This is a genomic window from Methylomonas sp. MS20, assembly GCF_050275925.1.
Taxonomy (GTDB): domain Bacteria; phylum Pseudomonadota; class Gammaproteobacteria; order Methylococcales; family Methylomonadaceae; genus Methylomonas; species Methylomonas koyamae_A.
Genome location: NZ_CP189963.1, coordinates 144,156 through 160,460, shown reverse-complemented (window position 1 = coordinate 160,460; position 16,305 = coordinate 144,156). Strand labels below are relative to the sequence as shown.

At 53.6% G+C, this 16,305-nt stretch carries 16 protein-coding genes and 1 pseudogene; 8 read left to right on the top strand and 9 right to left on the bottom strand.

Going from position 1 to position 16,305, the window contains the following annotated elements:
• Positions 1-41: 41 nt before the first annotated feature.
• The 4 genes and pseudogenes from ACQE3D_RS25280 to ACQE3D_RS25265 all read right to left on the bottom strand — a co-directional run bounded on the left by ACQE3D_RS25280 (position 42) and on the right by ACQE3D_RS25265 (position 4,011).
• The gene (locus tag ACQE3D_RS25280) at positions 42-2,225 is read right to left on the bottom strand and encodes a tyrosine-type recombinase/integrase (protein WP_064029222.1); all 2,184 of its coding nucleotides are present in this window, start codon (positions 2,223-2,225) and stop codon (positions 42-44) included.
• A 6-nt stretch (positions 2,226-2,231) separates the two neighbouring features.
• Entirely contained in the window at positions 2,232-3,260 is a 1,029-nt protein-coding gene (locus ACQE3D_RS25275; RefSeq protein WP_427501738.1) for a tyrosine-type recombinase/integrase, read from the bottom strand.
• 78 nt (positions 3,261-3,338) lie between these two features.
• A pseudogene (locus ACQE3D_RS25270) lies at positions 3,339-3,590 on the bottom strand (DNA polymerase V subunit UmuC); the annotation flags it as partial.
• A gap of 1 nt (position 3,591) precedes the next feature.
• On the bottom strand, positions 3,592-4,011 hold the full coding sequence (locus ACQE3D_RS25265; protein WP_427551905.1) for a LexA family protein: 420 nt from the start codon (positions 4,009-4,011) through the stop codon (positions 3,592-3,594).
• Positions 4,012-4,418: 407 nt separating this feature from the next.
• Here ACQE3D_RS25265 and ACQE3D_RS25260 point away from each other — a divergent pair, with 407 nt between their 5' ends.
• On the top strand, positions 4,419-4,949 hold the full coding sequence (locus ACQE3D_RS25260; protein WP_427501739.1) for a hypothetical protein: 531 nt from the start codon (positions 4,419-4,421) through the stop codon (positions 4,947-4,949).
• A 53-nt stretch (positions 4,950-5,002) separates the two neighbouring features.
• Here the strand turns inward: ACQE3D_RS25260 and ACQE3D_RS25255 are convergent, their stop codons facing one another.
• The 3 genes from ACQE3D_RS25255 to ACQE3D_RS25245 form a co-directional block, all read right to left on the bottom strand.
• Positions 5,003-5,185, bottom strand: coding sequence for a flagellar protein FlhE (locus ACQE3D_RS25255; protein WP_427551904.1), 183 nt, complete (start codon positions 5,183-5,185; stop codon positions 5,003-5,005).
• A complete protein-coding gene (locus ACQE3D_RS25250) occupies positions 5,161-5,544 on the bottom strand; it encodes a hypothetical protein (RefSeq protein WP_427551980.1) in 384 nt (127 codons plus the stop codon). Before ACQE3D_RS25250 ends, ACQE3D_RS25255 begins: the two co-directional genes overlap by 25 nt.
• A 139-nt stretch (positions 5,545-5,683) precedes the next feature.
• On the bottom strand, positions 5,684-6,655 hold the full coding sequence (locus tag ACQE3D_RS25245) for a hypothetical protein (RefSeq protein ID WP_427501741.1): 972 nt from the start codon (positions 6,653-6,655) through the stop codon (positions 5,684-5,686).
• A 197-nt stretch (positions 6,656-6,852) separates the two neighbouring features.
• On the opposite strand from ACQE3D_RS25245, the gene ACQE3D_RS25240 reads away from it, so the two are divergent.
• The 3 genes from ACQE3D_RS25240 (at position 6,853) to ACQE3D_RS25230 (ending at position 9,308) form a co-directional block, all read left to right on the top strand.
• Positions 6,853-7,149, top strand: coding sequence for a hypothetical protein (locus ACQE3D_RS25240; protein ID WP_064029161.1), 297 nt, complete (start codon positions 6,853-6,855; stop codon positions 7,147-7,149).
• A 210-nt stretch (positions 7,150-7,359) separates the two neighbouring features.
• On the top strand, positions 7,360-8,904 hold the full coding sequence (istA, locus tag ACQE3D_RS25235; RefSeq protein WP_427501742.1) for an IS21 family transposase: 1,545 nt from the start codon (positions 7,360-7,362) through the stop codon (positions 8,902-8,904).
• Positions 8,904-9,308 (top strand): ATP-binding protein, encoded by a 405-nt coding sequence (locus ACQE3D_RS25230; RefSeq protein WP_427551903.1) that lies wholly within the window; start codon positions 8,904-8,906, stop codon positions 9,306-9,308. Before istA ends, ACQE3D_RS25230 begins: the two co-directional genes overlap by 1 nt.
• Before the next feature lie 460 nt (positions 9,309-9,768).
• Here ACQE3D_RS25230 and ACQE3D_RS25225 read toward each other — a convergent pair whose 3' ends face one another.
• Together ACQE3D_RS25225 and ACQE3D_RS25220 are read right to left on the bottom strand one after the other, a co-directional pair.
• Positions 9,769-11,316, bottom strand: a complete 1,548-nt coding sequence (locus tag ACQE3D_RS25225; RefSeq protein WP_427551977.1) for a DHA2 family efflux MFS transporter permease subunit — start codon at positions 11,314-11,316, stop codon at positions 9,769-9,771.
• Positions 11,317-11,374: 58 nt separating this feature from the next.
• Positions 11,375-12,373, bottom strand: coding sequence for an HlyD family secretion protein (locus tag ACQE3D_RS25220; RefSeq protein ID WP_319960956.1), 999 nt, complete (start codon positions 12,371-12,373; stop codon positions 11,375-11,377).
• A gap of 114 nt (positions 12,374-12,487) precedes the next feature.
• Here ACQE3D_RS25220 and ACQE3D_RS25215 point away from each other — a divergent pair, with 114 nt between their 5' ends.
• The 4 genes from ACQE3D_RS25215 (at position 12,488) to ACQE3D_RS25200 (ending at position 16,305) form a co-directional block, all read left to right on the top strand.
• Positions 12,488-13,114 carry a TetR/AcrR family transcriptional regulator gene (locus ACQE3D_RS25215; protein WP_427551902.1) on the top strand — a complete coding sequence of 209 codons (627 nt, stop codon included), beginning with the start codon at positions 12,488-12,490 and terminating at the stop codon, positions 13,112-13,114.
• A complete protein-coding gene (locus tag ACQE3D_RS25210; protein WP_319960958.1) occupies positions 13,111-14,652 on the top strand; it encodes an efflux transporter outer membrane subunit in 1,542 nt (513 codons plus the stop codon). The genes ACQE3D_RS25215 and ACQE3D_RS25210 overlap by 4 nt, the downstream gene beginning before the upstream one ends.
• A 2-nt stretch (positions 14,653-14,654) precedes the next feature.
• Positions 14,655-15,128, top strand: a complete 474-nt coding sequence (locus ACQE3D_RS25205; RefSeq protein WP_319960959.1) for a PaaI family thioesterase — start codon at positions 14,655-14,657, stop codon at positions 15,126-15,128.
• A gap of 82 nt (positions 15,129-15,210) precedes the next feature.
• Positions 15,211-16,305, top strand: coding sequence for an HlyD family secretion protein (locus tag ACQE3D_RS25200; RefSeq protein WP_427551901.1), 1,095 nt, complete (start codon positions 15,211-15,213; stop codon positions 16,303-16,305).

Here is a 16,305-nt window from a genome sequence, read left to right as displayed (position 1 = left end):
CTTTTTAAGTGGCGCCAAAGTATACTTTTTGTTCTAATTTATTAGGGAACTTCATTCCCATGAATTTGCTGCGGCGTTCTGCCATCCAGGGTTGGAACATTTTTTAGCTTGTCCAGCATGGCTTCCAGCTTCTGAAGGTCACCCTTGACGATCTGTTGTTCCTCGGGCGTTAATGGCACCTCCTCAAGATAACGGTGCAAAAACGCTTTGGCCGCCAGTGCTTCACCCTTGACCGAATCCTTGGGTATATTGAAGTCGCAGCCAGCGCAGGCCATACGGTGTGGGCAGGTACTCCAGAAGGGGTTCGAGCAATAAGAGGAGCCTAAATCATAATATCGGTAAGGCTCACCCTTGGCTGCGGCTCCACTGACCACGGCTGTATGGTCGATAAGTACTTCGATTAGGTGTGACATCTGATCAGCTTTCGCAAAAGCGCCGGCTAACTGCGTAGGTTTCGTGCGAATATAGTACAAAGTAGATTTTGGACTGCGATGGCCTGACCATCGCATCAAATCAAATAGGGACATCCCTTGAGGTACGCTAGCTAAGGCAGTGACAGCCGAGGCGCGTCCCCTGTGGCTGCTGATTTTGCCTCTGCTGTCCTCTACAGGCAATCCGGCTTTGGCGCATAACATCGGGATGATCGTATCATTGATTGCCGAGTGTCCAATCGTCTTGCCACGGTACTGAAACAAAAACCGTACGCGTTCACCTGTCTTGGGATCGATTAAGAAACCTTGTTCAGGCCGAATTGCTTCCCATTCAGTGATAAACTGCCGGACGATTGCACTCACCGGTTTTGCGAAGGCGGTGAAGGTTTTGCCGGCCGGCACATCTAAATAGCATAATGTACCGGCGGCAATTGTTGTGCCGGTCGTTTCATCAATAATGGGATCATTTTGGGCTCGCGCACAGCCGACGCGAAGGCGGATGATTTCGTTCTGGCGCAGTCCGGCATGAGTCCATACGACGCTGATCGCCCGCAACATTTCTAAGGGATACCAAATCTCACTCAGTTTATCGTTCGCCTCAAGATTGAGGCTGGCCCATACCAATTTGAGCCAAAAATTGTCGTCTATGGCTCGCGGATTGGGGCCGCATAATCTCAAGATTGAATTCGGTGTGGCCAAATGATAATACGGATTAAACTTCAGCCGGACCCAGCCCCAATGTTGAATGTCACGGAAGAAACGCCGCATGGCATACAGTACCGAGCGTTTGGAATTAGCGCCAAGCGGCGTTCCTAGATTAACTCGCCCAGTATAGTCGAACGAATGAAGCTGCCATTCGCCAACCTTGAGCCGATTTAGGGCTGCGAGAAAATCAGCACAGGTTTCGACCGTCCAATCCGCCGGACTGGTGATTTCTGGATGAATTTGGGCTAGCCACAGGCCTGCACGCAGAATATAGCTGTAGTTAGACTCCCGTGTTTTAGGTTGCAAGGTCGATGTTTCCCGCCATCGCCGGCAATAATCGACCCATTGCGGCGCAATACCACCACCGCTTTTTTCCTTCCATGAGACATAATTGCGCATCCGGAGTGGCTCGGGCAGGATTCCCAGTGCGGCCAACCCGTGGGAGAGCTTGCCGATACCGTGAGCTTGGGCGCTGTACTTTTCACGGGTGCGTTCCAAGAGTTCGGTATCGAAACTTTCTAGGTAGGGGTTGCGGTTTTCCAGCATTACCGCTGCCAGGATGGATGGAAAATTCTGTTGCAGATTAACTTTGCCATACCCAATTTTCTGTAAAGCCTGATGTAAACGCCCACATTCGCGTTCGAAAAGTTCTTCTCCGAAAATCAATCGCCCAAGACCGGATAAATAAAATATAGGGCCAATGCAATGGACGAGGCGGAAATCGCAAAGAAGATAAGCATTCGCGGTGATGAAAAGTCGTGCGCTTGAGTGGATTAATGGGTGGCGGACTAAATCAATCCAGGCCTGCTGACTCCAAGCCCAGTAGGGCTGCTGAGTTCGCTGAATCTCTTGCAGGATGGCGGTCTGAGCTTTGGCGTGCCTTTCTAGCAGGCTTTGCTTCGAACTCAAAGCCGCCACATCCCGTAGCGGCAAATAAAGCCTTGGCACAGCAGCTCTAACCCTCATGGTATTACTCCAACTGACCAATGCACATTCTTCAGTTTCCGATAGATATGGACTTCGATCATACTGAGCCAAATCAAGAGGCCATTGCCAATTCTTCGCACTTACAGAATCTAATTGAGCCATAGGGCATTACTCCATCTTCGCAAATAAAGCCGCGTCGATTTTGGCATCGGCATAACGGATGGCCTCAGTCATCCGGTTTAGTAGGTCTGCGCCGGAAAGATGAAGGTACATCAATGTCGTTTGCGGGTTGCGGTGTCCCGCATAGGCACTCAGCTCATGCAGTTTCCAGCCAGCTTGTGCGAGGTGAGTCAAACGCAGATGGCGCAAGCTATGCGTACTAAAGCCCTCGACACCGGCCTGTTTTGCCAAGCCTTCGACAATCTTGCTCCAGGTCCATTTCGAAATTGGCTGACCAGCGTTGCGGCGTGATTCGGAGAAAAATACTAATCCGGCTTGCTGATTGATCCGATGACGATAAACCAAATATTCGCTCAATGCATTTCCAGCAGTAGCGGCATAACAGACTGTTCGAGGTGTACTGCTCTTTGTGGTTTCGGGTCGAATACGAATGAGGCGATGAGCAAAATCGAAATCGGTGACACGCAAGTTCACCAATTCTTCACGCCGCAAAGCGCCATAATAAGCTAGCGCGAACATCAATCTATTTCGAAGAGATTCCTGAGTAACCGCTTCGATGAGTTTTTTCCAATCCTCTTCCGAGGGAATAGCAGGTAGTAGTTTAAGTCGCCGAATCAAGCCGTGCGCAAATCCAGGATGGTAGTCGCTATTTCGATTCAGATAAGTGCCACGAGGGACTGGATTAAAGTCCCGAATATCTTGGTAAACCAAATGGTCATACCACAGGCGAACTGCCGTAAGGTACTGCTGCATCGTAGCATTCGAGTGGCGGTATGACGTTTTTCCATCCTGAGCATCGCCACCCAGATACCGAACATAAAGGGAGACGTGCTCCAGCGTGGCTTTTTCGGCTTCCACTCCCAAGCCTTGGCAAAAACGAAAGTAATTGCTGAGTGCGCGCGCATAGGCGTCGAGCGTTGCGTCGGCACGTCCCAAGTTACCCAGCAGAACCAGCCATGATCTACCGTTCGGGTTTTCAGAAAGAAAGGGGTAACGTTCCCAAACGAGATTAGCCATGAACGTGTAACTCCACTCGGAACTAAATCTGTTCACCAGATTATGGCACCAATAATTTTGATTCCAAATAACTTACTACAGGCTGTAATTGGAAGAACACAGTTGAATCCGATGCCGATTAATCAGTTCGCGCACTTGAAACACCGGCACGCCCATCTTGATACCCAGGGCTTTGACTTCATGGCTGCGCGCGACAATGCAGCCGTCGTTATTGCTGAGCACCGCCACCGGCCGTCCGATCAAGTCGGGCCGAAATACCCGCTCACAGGAGACATAGAAATTATTGCAATCGACCAGGGCGATCAGTTTGGAGTGGTTCGCCGCCGTCATCTCAAACCGGATGAATGGCGCTGGTGACTACTCCCCAAATCACCAGCTCCAGTTCGTCCGACAGGATCAAATCGGGGTAATCCGGATTCTCGGCGCGCAATCGCCAGTGTTCTTGTTCGAAAACCAGACGTTTAACCGTCAGTTCGCCGTTCAACGCGCAGATCACAATCTTACCCGACACCGGTTCCACGGAGCGGTCCACCACCAGAATGTCATTGGGATGAATGCCGGCACCGAGCATCGAGTCGCCTTGAGCCCGCACAAAGAAGGTCGCCGCCGGTTTTTGGATCAGCAACTCGTTCAGATCGAGGGTTTTATCGACGTAATCGGCCGCCGGAGACGGGAAGCCCGCCGATACCTTGCCGGCGAACAGCGGCAAGCGTAGTGCCGACAACCATCGCTTGGGTCGAAAGAATCCCAACGGAGCCGCCGAGACTGGATCAGCGGCGATAGCGGGCTTGAATGGAACAGACGGATGGGACATCATGGCAAGTTGACGGAGACCAGGGGCGGATAGTCTACTGCGAAAAAACCTTCCACTTGCACACCCAAGGTCATGTGAGTTGCGCGGCTTGTGTGTTACGTGCTGCACACTAATTGAACCAACTTGCACATAAGAATCTGGAGAAATCAGCCACTTAAAGCTGTACGTAACGGCGGCAAAATATTGCCGCTTATTATTGGTGCTAGCTTCGAGTAGCGGCAAGCCGATACCGAAAAGGCCATCAGAACGCCATAAAACTGTCAAAATTCGCTGGCACAAATTATGCTTACAATTTAAAAACTGATTTTGAATGTTTGAATTACCGTTTAATAAGGAGATAGAGCATGTTTGTAAATACGACATCGAATACGCACCCGACTTACGGCACCTCATCCGTTGCCCGCAATTATCAATCTAACTCAGCCAACAATATCATCGCTGGTAATACTGCGAGTAGCGGTGATAGCGTACAAATAAGTGGCTCCGCATATAAGGCTTTAAACGACTCAAATGCCACAACATCAGATGGCGTTAAGCTCATCTTTGATCGAGTAAATAGTGACCCAGAATTTGCAAAGGAGATGGCTAACGTATATACATACTCTAGAGATTTTGAGCTTGTAGATTTAAATGATTTGCCTAGCCTAAGTGACACATCGGCCATGTCCGCATATGCTCAACACGTCAAGAGCTTTGAAAATGAAGCAGATAAAATTAGGGGCCAGCGAATTCAGATTTATACTGAAATGAAAGGCAGTGGAGCTAGTGACGCGGATATATTTAACAAGATTATGCAGTTTAATAAAAATTTGCCGGAAGATTACCAATTAAAAACGGGCCTTGATAAATATAGCCAATATTTAAAATTTACATGATGATTCTAAAAACCGCCTTTATATTTAAAAATATAAAGGCGGCTATATCATACTTAATATTCGTAGTTCACAATGACCTGATCGACTTGACCATAAGCAGGCGGAGATACCGAGCCAGAACCTGCGACTCCGAACGCATAAATCATTTTTTTGTTCGCAAGACGTCCATTGAAGCTTGAAGTAGAGCCACTTCCAGTACTGGTTACATTTATCAAGCACTTGTTGTATCGTGGCACAGGTAGACTATCAAGCCGGTCGGATAGCGGGATAGCCCCCAAGACCAAACCACGGATGTAATGGTAGCTGTAGCAGGAATACTACCAACTGGATTCAGTTGAAGATAGTAATAGATCCCTTTGCTATATAGCGTCGGACCTCCGGCGCTATTTGCCCAAGCGCCACCGGTGGCAAGTGGGACAATACCTAAACTTTCAACAGGGTCAGATGGTGCTCCCATTGGAGCTGACATAATTTCTGATGCCGGTATAAGCTGAACGGTGGCCGCCACAGACCCTGTCTGAGCCACTACAGGCTGCATCAGTGCCATTAAGCCTAAACTGAGAAGAATTTTCCTGCCAATTGATTTTGTAAGCATACCATTACACTCCTAAAAAATAACTCCAAAATGTACTTCAGTTTGCGGGCAACGAGCTTAGCCCGCGACGGAGTATAGTTTACGACCTAACATCTGAACTGCGTCATATCGTCACAGGCGCAGTCCAACCGTTAGTCGGTCATCGCCCACTCTGAATTTCCTTCTCCAACGCCTTCCAAAGCCAATCCTCACCATAGGAGCTTTTGGTTTCTTGGCACAGATGTATCCAACCCCATTGCCATTTCATGAAATCCGATTGCCAGGTTTTCCATTGTTGTTCGGTCGGTGGTCCGTATTGCCAATTGGGTGCGAGTACTACACCCAAGCCAAGCGGCACGTCAAACCCGTATTGGCCTTGCAACAATAGGTACATAGCTCGGCGACGATTGGCCCACGAGGCGAAAGGTTTTAATGCCGGCACTTGATAGAGGGCGGTATTCAGCAATTCGATAGCCCAAAGGTAATGAACGGAGTTGACCAAGAACCGCCTATCTCCCCAATCGGTTTGGCAAAAGATTTGCGCCACAAACACCACATACAATTCTTCTCCAATCCGGCGTGATAGGAAACTCCTCCCCATCATCAGTAACATTCGGTAAATGTCTTGGGCTAGCTGGCGGTTGTGGACATGATCGTCCTGTTGCTTGGACTCACGCCAATACAGCACTAAGGCCGACAACGTATCGAGGCTCGCCAATTTGAGCAACCGGCGACTTACTGACGACGAGTAAGGTTGGCGGCGCTTAGCGGCGCAAATACCGCCGTCTTTCGCGGATCGATACACAATCGCTTGCACCTGCGGCTCCAACTTTTCCAGCCAATGATCGATTTTCGGTAGCACCCGATTGCCCAGACGTAGCACTTCCCAGAGCGGATGATTGATGTCTCGGGCGGAGCCCGGTGCCTTGGCATCCACCAAGGCAATCAACGCGGCGCCGGGCTTGTGTTTACCGGCTTGGTATTTACTCCACTTGTTTTTTGCAGGTAACGGTATGCCATCCTTGGTCTTATCCTGGGGCTCGAAGTGCTTTTCCAGTTGGTAGGCGGTGGCTAATTGGGCTTTCTGCTGAAGACCGATATACCAATACTGCGTTCTCAGACGGTTGATCAAACGACGATTGTAGGGATTATCGGCAATTGGTTGAAGTATCGCTTTTTTCGCGTCGTCGAGGCGAAAATTGATACATGATTGTTTTAATTGACTTATTGTTGCCATTTTAGGGTAAAAGTTTGCTCAATCTCTCCTGTTTCGCGGATAGCGTACATCAGTTACCCTATGGCACATCAAAAATTGCTACCGAACGTGACATGACACAACCCGAGCCAATCGAGCCTTTAGTACAGGAATTGCAGGACACATTGACTCGTCTGTACGGCCCGCTGTTGGCGAGTCGAGACCTGTGGAAGCTGTTGGGATTTACCAACCCGGCGGCATACCGCCAAGCCAGGTTACGGCAGCGGATACCGGTGGTGGAGTTTGAAATTGAAGGCCGGCGCGGCCGTTTTGCGTTGACGCAGGATGTCGCCCGTTGGCTGGCCGAGCAGCGCTTATCGATCCCGCAAACAAATAAAGACCTGGAGACATCAAATGACGTAACTGACTAGTCGCATTAAATTCGCAGACTTAGAACGAAAAAAGCCCAAGGCGGCAACCTCGGGCTTTTCAAGAAACCGTCAAGAAATTCAACCACTCATGACGATTTCATTGTCGATCTAATCCAGGCCGGCGTCAAGTCGGCTGTCTGTTCCTATGCCTTTTTTTAAATACATCGCGACGGGCGAAGGATTTCGTGCGCCCCGTCGCTAGGAAAGACAATGAAAATATCCATAACCACTTTACGCCAAGTGATTCGGCTCTTGGCGGACCCAGACCTCTCGTTGCGAACCATTGGGCGCACCTGCCACATTGCTCCCAATACCGCTAAAGCGGTTCACGCCCAATTGGTCAACAAACAATTGAGTTGGGCGGATCTCCAGGCCCTGGATGATGGCAAACTTTACCAAACGCTGTTCGGCGATAAAAAGCCAGGCGATTCTCGAAAACCTGTACCGGACTGGATTCAGGTACATTCCGAATTATACAAACGGGATATGACCTTGCAATTGCTTTGGGAGGAATATCGTCAACGCAATACCGATGGATTGTCTTATGAGCAATATTGCCGCCGTTACCGAACCTGGAAACGCAGTTGCAAGATCAGTCTGCGGCAAATCTATTTTCCAGGCGAATATATTTTCGTCGACTTTTGCGGACGTACCATGCCGATTCGTGACGCCACAACCGGGGACATTTGGTTCGCCCAGGTATTTGTTGGGGCACTGGGCGCTTCCGGATATTTGTTCGCCACAGCCATCGCGTCTCAGAAAATCGCCGACTGGCTTAAGGCTCACGCCTTGATGTTGGAACACATCGGCGGTGTTCCGCGTTACATCGTACCGGACAATCTAAAATCTGCCGTGCTGAAGAACAATAAGCAGGGATTATTGCTGAATTCGGCGTACCAGGAATTTGCCGAACATTACGATTTCATCATAAGACCGGCTAGACCGCGCAAACCTAAGGATAAATCACTGGGCGAAATCGGCGTGCAAATCGTGCAGCGTTGGGTGTTGGCCCGGTTGCGCGATCAAGTGTTCTTCAGTCTGGACGACTTGAATACTACGATTCGTTACTGGATGGAAAAGCTCAACGAACGTACCACCCGGACGTATCCGAATAGCCGTTTTCAGCGCTTTTTCGATTTGGATGCGCCGGTCTTACAAGGGCTACGCCATGATCCTTATCCTTACAGTCAATGGCGCTATCAGGTCAGAGTGGACGAAAGCTATCACGTTGAATACGAGCAACACCACTATTCGGTGTTGTATACCTATGCTCACCAACAGGTTGATATTCGAGCCAACGACGAGTTTCTCCATGTCTACTACCAACGCCGATTAATTGCATCGCACACACGAAAACTCGGTCCCGGTCGAACCACCTTGGATGAGCATATGCCGCCCAACCACCGATTGTTTCGCGAAGGGACGCTGGAAGGATTGCAGACCTGGGCGCAATCGGTCGGCCCGTCCACCGTGACGTTTTTACAACGCAGTCTTGAAGACAAACGCCACTTTGCCAGCCGTCTGAAAGCCGCCCAATTACTACGCCGAGACGCCCAGAAAGAAAACTGGCAGGGGCGCATTGAGTCGGCATGTACGCATGCGCTATTGCTGAACTGCGTGGGTTTTGATCGGTTAAGAGGCATTATTCGCACCCATGCCGACAATCGCTTGTCCACAGTGGCGACCGTAAAGGTGATTGAACACGAGAACTTACGTGGTGCCGATTATTTCACCACCACACCGGAGGCACCATAATGATCATCGCAGGAACCATACCCCATAAACTCGCTCAACTCGGTCTGCACGGCATGGCGGCGGCCTTGGAACAACAGCAGTCCGAACCGAAATACATCGCCATGCCGTTTGAGCAACGTCTGGGGTTGTTGATCGAGCGGGAGCTGTTGAGTAAAGATGCCCGTAAGATCGAACGACTACTAAAAAGCGCCAAACTCCGTTATCCGCAGGCGGTACTTGAAGACATCGATTACCGGAATCAACGTAGCCTGGACCCCTTGCAAATCCAGACATTGGCGACGGGTGAATGGATGCGGCAAAAGCAAAACCTGATTCTGACCGGTACGACCGGCACCGGCAAAAGTTGGATCGCCTGTGCCTTTGGTCAACAAGCTTGCCGACGAGGGTTAGGTGTAGTTTCTTGATTTCATAACCGGCTTTTCTTGCACTTATCCGGCATTTTCATCTCAAATTAACTGACTCTATAAAATCACTTTTTCTCACATTAATTGCACAGGGCGGTTTTCTTTCTCGCATTAAATGATTTTATCGAGTTGGATTTCTCGCTTTATTTGACTCTATCCTACGCCCATAAACGATAAATTGAAGGCGCGAGCTTTATAAAATCCCCAGCTTATGGATTTCCTTGTTAAAATCCTCAGCCCGTGCTGCTGGCAATTGTCCGTTGAAATACGCCTTGATTTCGCCCCGCCTGGCATTCAGATGTTCGCACAAAGCCGTAGTGTTATACCCATGCCGGGCCAGTTTGGGTTCCAGCGTGTTTAAGTCGGGCGATAATACGGTTTCGACAATCTCCTCATTGATGTATTACCACCACCATACTACCGGCTCAACCCTTCTTACAGACCTCGTTGCTTCCTGGGTTTAATGTCCAGCATCCGCTCCGGCGGAAGCGGCCGAGACTTTTTTGACCAAAGGCATAAACAGCAGGGCCAAAAAAAACGTCAGGCTCAAGGTATGAAACAGGGTATTGAGGGTCAGCACCTCGGCCTCGCGCATCACCAGGCCGTAGAGTTCCTTGAGCGCGGCCAGCTCGCCATCCGGCAAAGCGGAGCGCGCGAGGCGTTCCTGCAAGCCGGCCAGCAAGGATTGCGCCTCGGGAGAACCGGGCGTGACCGCCTCGCGCAACACGGCGTAATGCTGCTTGTTCAGCTGGATCATCAGCGTGTTGCTGACCGCCAGGCCGATGGCACCGCCCAGATTGCGCATCAGGTTGTAAAGGCCGCTGGCGTTTTTCACTTCGTCCGGAGGCAGGGTGCCCAAGGCCAGCGAATTGATTGGGAGAAAAGCGAACATTAGCGCGAAGCCCCGAAGCGCCTGCGGCCAGAAGAACTCCCAATAGCCGGCCTCATGGGTGAGATTGCCGTTCATCCACGCCCCCAGGCCATAGAGAAACAGCCCCAGGGCCAGCATCAGGCGCGAGTCCAGGACTTTGGCGAGGGGGCCGGCCACGAAGGCCGAGAGAAACTGAAACATCCCGGTTACCATGACGTACTGGCCGATCTGCAGGCTGTTCAGGCCCTTGACGCTGGCGAGGTAGACGGGCATCAGGTAGATGATGGTATAAAGCCCGATGCCAAGCACGAAACTGAACAGACAACCGACCGCGAAATTACGGTTACGGAAGGCCCACAGGTCGACGATCGGGTGCTCGATGGTCAGTTCTCGGTAGAACATGGCGATGCCGGCCACGGCGGCGAGAAGGCTGAAGAACACGATCTCACGGCTTTCGAACCATTCCTCCCGCACCCCTTCCTCCAGCACGAACTGCAGACTGCCGAGAAAGACGACGATGTAGAGGATGCCACGGAAATCGATCTGCTTGAGCAAACCCCAGTCGGGTTCGTCCACCCGCACGAACAGCCAGGTCGAGAGACAAACCAGCAGTCCCGGCACGACATTGATGAGAAACAAGAGCTTCCATGAGACCGCTTCGGTCAGATAGCCGCCAAGCACGGGGCCTGCCGTGGGGGCGACGGTCACCACCAGGCCGACGACGATGACCATGGCCGGCTGCAGGCGCGGCGGAAACAGGGTGTAGATAACCGCGAACACGGTAGGGATCATGGCGCCGCCGAACACGCCCTGGAGCGCGCGGAACACCACCATGGACGGCAGATTCCAGGACAGCGCGACCAAGAGGCTCATCAGCGTAAAGCCGCCGCAGGACAGCACGAACAGGTATCGCGTCGAAAGCGCGCGGGACAGCCAGCCGGATAACGGAATGATGACTACTTCCGCCACGAGGTAAGCCGTCTGCACCCAGGTAATTTCGTCGCGGGTGGCCGACAAGCCGGCCTGAATCTGTTCCAGCGAGCTAGCCACAATCTGGATGTCCAAAATCGCCATGAAAATGCCGAATACCATGCCGATGAAGCCCAGCCATTGTTCTGGGCTGAGCGGCTTGTTCATCGTTACCGGCTTACCGTCGGCCGTGGTTACCGATGTGGAAATCTGATTGGTCGGCATCTCAACGCACCCTTACCTTGGCCAAAGCCGACATGCCAGGCTTCAAGCCGTTCAGGTTCGCGTCGGAGTGGAACGCGATTTTCACCGGTATGCGCCGCACGATCTTGGTGAAATTGCCGGTGGCGTTTTCCGGCGGCAGCAGGCTGAATTCGGCGCCTGACGCCGGCGCAAAGCTATCGACTTTTCCCTCGAATACCTGGTCTGGGTAAGCGTCGACACGGATGTCCACCGTCTGGCCGTGCTTCATGCGTTCGATTTGCGTCTCCTTGAAATTCGCTTCCACGAACAAGCCATCGTCCGGGATCAAATGCGCCAACGCGCTACCCGGCTTGACCAACTGTCCGACTTGCACGCTAAGATGGCCGATCGTGCCGGCGATCGGCGCCGTAATCCGGGTATTGGCCAAATCGATACGGGCCAGATCCAACGCCGCTTCGGCGACTTGCAAGCGGGCGCGAGCTTCGTTGATCTGCGCTTCGATGGACGCCAACTGGCTGACAGCTTCCTGACGCGCGGAACGGTATTTTTCCCGTTGCGCCGTCGCTTGCTTGTGGCCGGCCTCGGCCGCATCGCGGGTTTGCGCCGAAATGGCGCCGTCTTCCGCCAAGTGTTCAAAGCGTTTCAAATCCTTTGCCGCCCGTTCCAGGTCGGCTTCCGTTGCGGCGATATTAGCCTCTTCCTGACGGATTTTGGCACTCTGCGTGGTTTTGTCGGTTTCCAGGGTCTGGATGCGCGCCTTTTCCACGTTTACTTGCGCCTCGGCCTGATCGACGCGGGCCTTGAAATCGTGATCGTCGATGACGACCAGCAGATCGCCCGGCCTGACCTTCTGATTGTCGGTGAACAGCACTTCCTTGACATAGCCGGTTTCCTTCGGGCTGATCAAGGTGATGTGCGCCTTGAGATAAGTATTGTCGGTGCTTTCGTAAGGATGGATGGCTTGATGCCAATACATAAAGCCAGCGGCCGCCACGCTTGCCAGCACAATAAGAATCAACACGGATTTCGGAAGTTTGGAATGGATCATAGTCTTGGTTGAAATACTGAACAGTGTAGTTTAGTATAATGCCATCATCGATTCCGTTTCAAGGCCGTTCACTGTTTCCGTAAACTTATGAATACACCTCCCAATCCAAAACGCCAGGCCATTCTGGCCGCAGCCAAGCGGCTTTTCGTGGCTCAAGGCTACAGCGCAGTCAGTATGGACGCCATTGCCGAGGCGGCGCCGGTGTCCAAGCCGACGCTCTACAATCATTTCCAAGGTAAACAGGAGTTGTTCGCCGCGGTGATCGAGTGCCAGTGTCAGGCGTTTTTCGATACGCTGAGCAGTGCTCGGATGATACCGGGCGCCACTGAAGCGGCGCTACGGCAGATCGCGATGTCGTTCGCGGACCTGATTTATTCGACGGAGTCACTGGGCTTGTTGCGTTTGATCATTGCCGAACACCCAAGCTTTCCGGAATTGAGTCAACAGGTGCATCGCAGAGGCATACAACCGGTGTTCGACCGTCTGACGCGCTTTCTCGTCGGGCTTCACGAAGATGACGAATCCATTCAGATTCCGGATCAAGAGCGCGCCGCCAAACTGCTGCTGGGCATGATACAAGGCAATGACCACATGCGTTGCCTGATGGGACTGCGTTCGCCGCCTGATGCAAATGAAAAAAAAATTATCGTCGACAGCGCCGTCAACCTGTTTCTGCGCGGACATCGGCGTAGCGGACCAAAGGTGGAACTATGACGAGACGTTATTTACCCGGTTTGCTGATGGTCGGTTTGACCGCCTGTACGGTTGGCCCGGATTACCGGCCGGTTGCCCCTCCCGCGCCGGCGCGTTGGCAGGCCGCCCCGGTTGACACGGCCGGCTTGACGCCCATGGACGCCGAAGCCTTGAAAAGCTGGTGGAAACACTTCGGCGACGCCGAACTCGACCGGCTGATGGAAAAGGCGCTGTCAGGCAATCTGGACGTCAAAATAGCCTTGACCCGCATCGATCAGGCCCGCGCCGAGCGGCGTATCGTGCGCTCGGCGCTATTGCCATCCGTGAATGCCTCAGCCGGCGCGCGGCGCGAAGAAAATCCCTTCCCCGGCTTCGCCCCCGGCATTCGCTTCAATCTGTTCGAGCTGGGTTTCGATGCATTATGGGAAATCGATCTATTCGGCGGCCAACGGCGCAAGCTGGAAGCAGCCAGTGCCGATCTGGAAGCCGCCAGCGAACAGCATGCTGAAGCGCTGGTCACGTTGACGGCCGATTTGGCGCGCGACTACGCCGAATACCGGGGGCTGCAAAATCAACTCAAAATCACCCGGGCCAATCTGGACGCCCAGCGGCGCACGCTGCAACTGACGGAAAAACTGTTTGCCGAAGGCGTCGGCACCCGCCACGACGTGGTGCGGGCGCGGGCGCAAACCGAGGCCACCGAGGCGCGGATTCCGGCCTTGGAAAGCGAACTGAACGCGGCATTGCATCGATTGGAAGTCCTGACTGCTCAGCAGCCCGGCGCCCTGGCTGTCGAGCTGGGCGAGACCGCCGCGATTCCTGTGGCGCCTGGCCGGGAACTTTTAATCTCCCCGGCGGAAACGCTCGCTCGCCGTCCGGACCTGCGCGCCGCCGAGCGCCGGCTCGCCGCCGCCACTGCCATGCAGGGCGCGGCCACCGCCGAGTTGTTTCCGAAAATCTCGATCGCCGCCTTCCTGGGGCTGCGCAACACCGACATCGAAAAATTGTTCCGCTCGGCGGCCTTCTCCTGGAGTACCGGTGCCACGCTGTTGCAACCCTTGCTCAATTTCGGCCGCATTCAAGCCGGTATCGACCTGACCGAGGCGCAACAACGGGAAGCCTACCTGGCTTATGAAAAAGCGGTGTTGGAAGCCTTGCGTGAAACCGAAACCGCCTTGACTCGGTATCTGAAGGAAGAAGTGCGCCGGCAGAGCCTGGACCGCTCGGCGGCCGACTTGCGCGAGTCGGTGCGTCTGGCGCAATTGCGCTACCAGGAAGGCGTATCGTCATTTCTGGATGTACTCGACGCTCAGCGCGCCTTGTTCGCCGCCGAAACCGAGCTGACTCAATCCGAGACCACGGTGTCCACCAACCTGATTGCCGTGTATAAATCCCTGGGTGGAGGCGGCGCGGACCAAACATTGGCCCTGGCTGGCAAAACCGATGCCGAAACAACCCATCGGCCCGAACCCTACCGCCACGACACGGATTGGATCGAGCGCATGTTGAACGCGGTCGGCATCGACCCCGGGCGCAATCATGATGTGGCTGCGGAATGACGATGAATCTGCGTCAATTTATTTGGGAGACCGCCTTATTACCGGATGCCAAAAAACTCGAATACCTGCCTTTTTTCTGGCTGATGCGGATCAAAGTACTCGCGTTATCACCGGACTGGCGTTTTATGAGAATACGTTTGCCGCAGAGTTGGATTGCAACCAATCCGGGCGGTGGTTTGTTTGGCGGTTTTCAGGCCTGTCTGGCCGATCCTGTTGCGGCCATGGCGTGTCAGAAACGATTTCCCGACTACCGAAGCTTGACAAGCTCGTTGCAACTTGACTTCATACGCCCTGGATTGACGGATTTGGAACTGGTTTTTGACTTTCCACCGGAAACGGAACAACAAATTCGCGGCGATCTGGCCAGAAAAGGCCGAAGTACACCGGTATTCGAGTACGGATTTTACCAAACGGATGGTCGTATATGTACGCGAGTCAAGGCGGAAATCGCGATTCGCCCCAACGGTAAACAGTAAACCATGGGGATGCCGCACGAGGTTTTAAGCATTCGGCGCAAGCCTAGGCGTTTCCATCAACAGAGCATTGGGAACACACACTATGTCGAATAAAAAGCTATGGCCATGGCTCGCTGCCGCGACATTGATACTGGCCCTTGGATGGGCCATCCGTTCAGGGTGGTTTGCCGGTCGGGACAATGGCCTCCTGACCGCCAATGGCCGCATCGAGGGGCGCATTACCACGGTGACGCCGGAAGCTTTTGGCCGGGTGGACAAACTCGACAAGGACGAAGGTCAGACGGCGGCGCTGGGCGAAGTACTGCTGGTACTGGACGACCCGGCGCTACGCGAGCGCATTCGGAGTCATGCGGCCCGCCGCGACGCCCTCGCCGAACAACTGCGTGCGGTGGAGGTGCAACTGGAACTGCTGCGCCGGCAAGTACCGCTGGAAATCGCCCAAGCGCTGGCCGCCGTGACCGAAGCCCGCGCCCAGGTGGAGCGGACGGTGGCTCGCGCCGAACAAGCCCGGCGCGACGCCGAACGTTACGCCAATCTGGCGGCGGCCGACGCCGCCTCGCGACTGCAGGCGGAAAACATGCGGCTTTCCGTGGTGGTGGAAGACAAGGCCCTGGTGGCGGCGCGTGAGACTCAGGCGCGGGCGGAAAAACAACTGGCCCTGGCCAAACTGGGCGAGCAACGCATCGCCGTTCAGTCCGCCGAGCGCGACGCCATGGCCGCCCAGTTGAAACAGGCCGTAGCGCAGCTGGCCGAACAGCAAGGCATCTTCGAGCGGTTTTCGCTCAGGAGTCCGCTGGCTGGCACGATACTGACCCGCACCGTCGAACTGGGTGAATGGGTCAATGTCGGCATGCCGCTGTTCACTCTGGTGGACCTGAATCAACTTTACCTCAAGGTCTATATCCCGGAACCCCAGATCGGTAAGGTGGCCTTGGGCCAGGAGGCGCAAATCTATGTAGACGCCTACCCCGACCGGGCGTTTTCGGCCCGGGTCAGCAAAGTGGCGCAACAGGCGGAGTTCACCCCCAAGAACGTCGAGACCAAGGAGGAACGGGTCAAACTGGTGTTCGCAGTCGAGCTGAGGCTGAAAGAAAATCCTGGCGGCATACTCAAACCCGGTATGCCCGCCGATGGCGTGATCCGTTGGCGGGAAGGCGCGCCTTGGGTGAGGCCGTGA